The organism is Weissella sp. DD23 (assembly GCF_001579105.1).
Classification (GTDB): Bacteria; Bacillota; Bacilli; order Lactobacillales; family Lactobacillaceae; genus Weissella; species Weissella cibaria.
In genome coordinates this window covers 203,482-208,760 of the sequence record NZ_KQ970394.1, presented here as the reverse complement: position 1 = coordinate 208,760, position 5,279 = coordinate 203,482, and the positions used below count along the sequence as shown (strand labels likewise).

Below are 5,279 nucleotides of genomic sequence, written 5' to 3'. Positions count from 1 at the left end.
CCCCCAACCACCGTCGTTAATCCATTAGCTAGATTAGTCGTATTGCGTAGCATCGTTGCAGCTAACGCCTGATTTGGCTGTAATGTCGTCACTTGGTCAGTTACAGGTACTGCATTAGCAACTAGCGAGTTTACACCATCTGCTGTCGCACTAGCTACATCCGACGTTGTGCCAGTCACACTAGCTGATGCCACCACCTCTGACACCGAACTAACTGATGATGGACTCGCAACAGTTACATCACTAACGTTTGTTACGGATGGATTAACTGCACTTGATGAATCGGCACTAGCGGTCTTATTTGATGTGGCTACACCCGAGCTAGTCTTTGTTGACGTCTCAGAAGCCGCATTGACCGATGACGTCGCTGTACTTACAGCTGTATCAGTCACACTCGATGACACAGCTGTATCTGACGTCACATTTGATGAGATACCAGCGCTCACTGAATCTGACATATCCGGCGCCACACTAGCCGATGGCGTTACTGCGCTGACAGATGTATCTACCGCACTCGACGAAACACTGCTGTCTGCAGTCGCGCTTGAAGCCGAATCAACAGCACTGTCAGATGATGATTCTGGTGTCGCGCTAACTGATGGCGCTGCTACGCTCGATGACGTGTCAGCAACACTCGATGACACAGTACTATCTGAAACTTCACTTGAAGATGGCCCGTCTGGCGTTGCGTTTGACTCATCGACAGTACTTGACGACGTTGCGTCTGATGCATCAGCTGCCGATGAGGTAACGGGCGCTTCTGAGTTAACTAAATCATTTGCCGTATTATCTGCATACACTGCCAAAATTTGTTGGAGCATTCCCTGCATCCAAGGGAAGCCATCCTGCGCGCCAAAAGCAATTGACGTTAGCGGATCATACGTAACGTTGCTAGCAAGTACGCCTGAGGTCATCTTGGCGTACCACGTTGGATCATCTTGACGAATTTGGGCGACTTGAATGGCAAGTGCATAACTCATAATACGATTGGTCGCATTTGTGACCTGATCATCACCAAAAGGTTGACCACCACGATCACGATTGCCCGTTAAATAACTGGCAGTTTGAATTGTTTGAATCATACTTTGGGCATCCACAATTGCTTGCGTCAATTGTGCTGGCCAACTGGTTTCATTTTGCAACTGCACATTTGCGACGGCTTGGTAATTGGTAATAGCAGCCTGTAGACGGGCGATTTGTAACTGCTCCGTTACCGTTAAGTTACGTGCATTATCTGTCGCAAACACCGTCGTTGGTTGCAAGATACTAGTTGTCGTTGTGACCAATGGTGATATAGTCAAGACTGTCACTCCAAGCGCAGTTATACCACTTGCTACCCAGTGTCGATTGTTTTTATGTTCGTAATTTTTTAATGTTAATTGCGTCTTCTTAATCATAAGAAAACACCCCTTTCCCTGTTTCGAAACTTCTCTCAGCAGTTTCGTAAACGAGGCAAAATCCCAAATTTCCTCGTTTATGTTCCAATTTTACTGCTTACAAAAAATAAAAACACGGCTTTGGTTTCGCAATTTCAAATTAATAAAAAATCTCCAGTTTCGTCAGCCAAACAGAGCTGATAACACTGGAGATTTATTAGTTCGTAGCAAATATTCTTCTACTACTTTATGAAGTTTTTCAATTTTGCAACCATATCAAATAATTGCTCATCTTCTTCATCAAATTCGCCATTTTCAGAAGCATGGGCACCCTTACGACTGCGAACAATCTTAAAGGCAATTCCAGATGCAATCGCGATGATTGTTGACAAAATAGTTCCCAAAACTTGGGTATTGTCATTCAACGAGAATTGCGTGTCATTCAAATGACTTGTGGCATCGTTACCAGCCGTATTCACACCGGCTTGAACTGTTGCCCCATCATCTACTGCCGCATTTTTTACAGGTGCAGCTGCAGGTGCATTGTTACCGGCAACATTCGAATCAGTTGTCGATGCTGGCGTCCCACCATTGTTGCTTGCTACGTTTTGCGTCGTAGCTGAACTTGACGTCGCACTAACAACTGATGAACTTGTTGCACTTGATGTCGCACTAACTGTTGTCGAGCTTGTGGCACTTGATACAACATCCGTCGTACCTGAAGAAACCATAACACTTGAACTTGGTACTGTCGCAACCTGACGAGTTGTCTGACCTGCATCACTTGCCATAACCGTTGGCAATGTATCCAAGGTAACCGCCTTAGCACTTAAAACAGGCGCAACTGATTGAGACGTCATCAAATGTGTCGACGCACTCACATCATCACCTACCTGACCGTGGTTAGCGAATGATGTGTTGTTGCTAGTCGTTACACGGTGTGAAGCATTCGCTGATCCCTCAACATCGGCAGTAGCAGTTGTGCTACTGGTTGCTGATGATGTTGGTCCTTCAACTAACGATGACGATCCAGCACTAGCGTTGCTAGCGCTGGAAATCGTCGATGACTTACCACTAACACCGGCCGAAACGACAGGGTCGCCAACTGCTGATGACTCTTGTACTGATAACGCTGAACCAACTGCTGATGACTCTTGTACTGATAGCGCTGAACCAACTGCTGACGATTCTTGTACTGACAACGCTGAATCAACTGCTGACGACTCTTGCACTGATAGCGCCGAATCAACTGCTGACGACTCTTGCACTGATAGCGCCGAATCAACTGCTGATGACTCTTGCACTGACAATGCTGAATCAACCGCTGATGATTCTTGCACTGACAATGCTGAATCAACTGCTGATGATTCTTGCACTGACAATGCTGAATCAACTGCTGATGACTTTGCAGCTGTATTGTCATAGTAATCCGAACCAGCTACATTTGCTGGTTGGGCATCAACTGCTGACGACGTCACCACATTAGTCTGATTATTCGTTTCAGCGCGATTACCATTGATAATTTCCAACAGCAATGGCTTCATCCAAACAAAACCATCTTGTGCACCCGGTGCATAAGATGTCAAAACATCATAGTGAATGTCCGAAAACTTTTGGCCATTTACCACTTCAGCATACCAACCGGCATGGTGCGCGCGAATGTCCGCAACTTCAATGGCCAACGCGTAATCCTCAACGCGGTTAACTGCGTTTGTCACTTGTTGATCAGAAAAAGTTGTGCCTTCAGTTTGAACACCATTTGCGTGCGTGAATTCACCAGACTGAATGGTTTGAATCATCTGCGTTGCGTTGTTATACGCTGCCGTCAAATCATCTTGCCAATTCAAACCATCCAATGCAATTGATCGCACGAAACTATATGAGTCCATCACCGACTGCAATCGACTAATTTGATCAGTCTCAGTTGCTGTCAATTGCCGACTCGTCACCGTTTGAGCATACGTTGTTGATACACTAGCTAACTGCATTGTTGCCGTCGCCACAGGCGCTCCTACCACTAGAGCTACCCCAGCAACAGTCAAGCCTCGTGTTACCCAACGCTTGCCATCTTTGTACATCTTAAAACGGGTTGTACCTTCCCCGTGACCTTGTGCTCTCTCCAACACAAGCATCCACCCCTTTCTCTCGAGACGATAATTCGTGCTCCCTAATTGAAAGTTGATTAAAACTCTTCGTTACTTATAGTAAGCCAAAAACGCCGTCGTTGCACGTTTTATGACATAACTCTAATCATTTCAGTGAAAAAGCGACATTCTGACCGAAATATCAGTCAAAATGTCGCTTTGCATGGCAATTAAGTCCCATTTACCGGCCTTAATTACCTATTTAATTACTTCCAAGAATCTTTAATGTTCTTAACTTCGTTTGACAATGCCTCATCATCGCCAGCAAAGTTCGCGTCCATCTTCTCTTCTTGATCCTTACGACGCTTCCATAGGAAGAACCAGAATCCGGCAGCTGCAGCGATTAACAATGATAGCAATGATGTCAACAATGCACTATTGTCATTGTGCTTCATTTGCGAATCACGCAATGCTCGTGTGGCCGGATCAGCTGCAGATCCCGTCGCACCTTGAACTGTGGCCGTACCAGTATCTGTCTTGGCTGCTGTCTTAGTCTTCGTAGGCTTATCGTTATGAGTTGTTGTCGTACCTGACGTAGCACCCGTTGCTTGTGCCGGTACACTACCAGTCGTTGTACCGGCAGTTGCTGCTCCCGTGGTATTTGTACCTGTTGTCGCATTTACCAACGGCGTCACTGCACCAGCCGTCGCATTACCAGTTGTTGACTGTGTTGGCGTTGCCACGTTAGTCGTTGACACCCCATTCAAACTTGGCAACACAACATCACCTGCATTATTACCTGCAACTTGACCATTCGTTACGCCAGCAACGTTTGAGCCGTCTGTGTAGCCACCATTTTGACCAGCTACTTGGTTACCATTGACGCCACCATTTGATGAACCGCCATTTGAACCACCAGCAACAATGCCTTGACCTTGTTCAGACTTCTGGTGACCATTTGTATCACCCTTAGTTCCGTTGTGACCTTGTCCTGGATTTGCCTGACCGTTTGAACCGCCATTAACAATGCCTTGTTGACCTTGTTCTGGGTTTTGGTTCTTAGTAGCACCACCCTTAGTGTTGTTATTACCACTAGTTGTGTGGCCATCGCGCTGACCACTCTTAGCGTTCTTAGCACGATCAACCGCATTAGCAATCGCAATCGCTGCTTGATCAACCGCATTTTGTAATGACTTTTGATCCGTTGCCTTGCTAATTTGTTCGATGGCCTTTACGACGTCCTTGTCGTTCGCAACACCCTTTGACTTAGCTTCAGCCTTAGTTGAAGCTACCGCATCACTCTTTGCCTTATTGAAATCAGCCACGCTCTTCTCGTGTGCTGCTTCTGAAGCCAATTGTGATTCTCGTGCAATCAACGAATCACGTCCTGCGTTAATCAAAGATTGTGCTGAGGCAGATGCTGCTAATGACGCTTCTTGTGACATCGCTACTGAACGGCCCGCTTCAATCAATGATTGTGCGGCTGAGTTGGCCGCTGATGATGCCAACGTTGACTCCTGTGACGCGTCCGCTGAGCGTCCTGATTCGATCATTGACTTTGCACTAGCAGATGATGCTAGTGACGCTTCTTGTGATGCATCTGCTGAACGACCTGACTCAATCATCGATTGCGCCGCTGAGTTGGCCGCTGATGATGCCAACGTTGACTCCTGTGACGCAGCTGCTGAGTGTCCTGATTCAATCATTGATTGTGCGGCTGAACTCTCTGCGGCCGATGATGCTAGTGACACCTCTTGTGACGCATCCGCTGAACGGCCTGACTCAATCATCGATTCTGCGGCTGAACTCTCAGCTGCTG

Annotated in this window: 3 protein-coding genes; all 3 read right to left on the bottom strand. The window is 46.7% G+C overall.

Going from position 1 to position 5,279, the window contains the following annotated elements:
* Positions 1 to 1,397: hypothetical protein (locus tag WEIDD23_RS08410; RefSeq protein WP_197458857.1), on the bottom strand; the 1,397-nt coding region annotated here is incomplete at its 3' end.
* Positions 1,398 to 1,618: 221 nt separating this feature from the next.
* Entirely contained in the window at positions 1,619 to 3,499 is a 1,881-nt protein-coding gene (locus tag WEIDD23_RS08405) for a KxYKxGKxW signal peptide domain-containing protein (protein ID WP_197458856.1), read from the bottom strand.
* A 227-nt stretch (positions 3,500 to 3,726) separates the two neighbouring features.
* Positions 3,727 to 5,279 (bottom strand): hypothetical protein (locus WEIDD23_RS08400; RefSeq protein ID WP_197458855.1); only part of this gene is annotated, 1,553 nt, incomplete at its 5' end.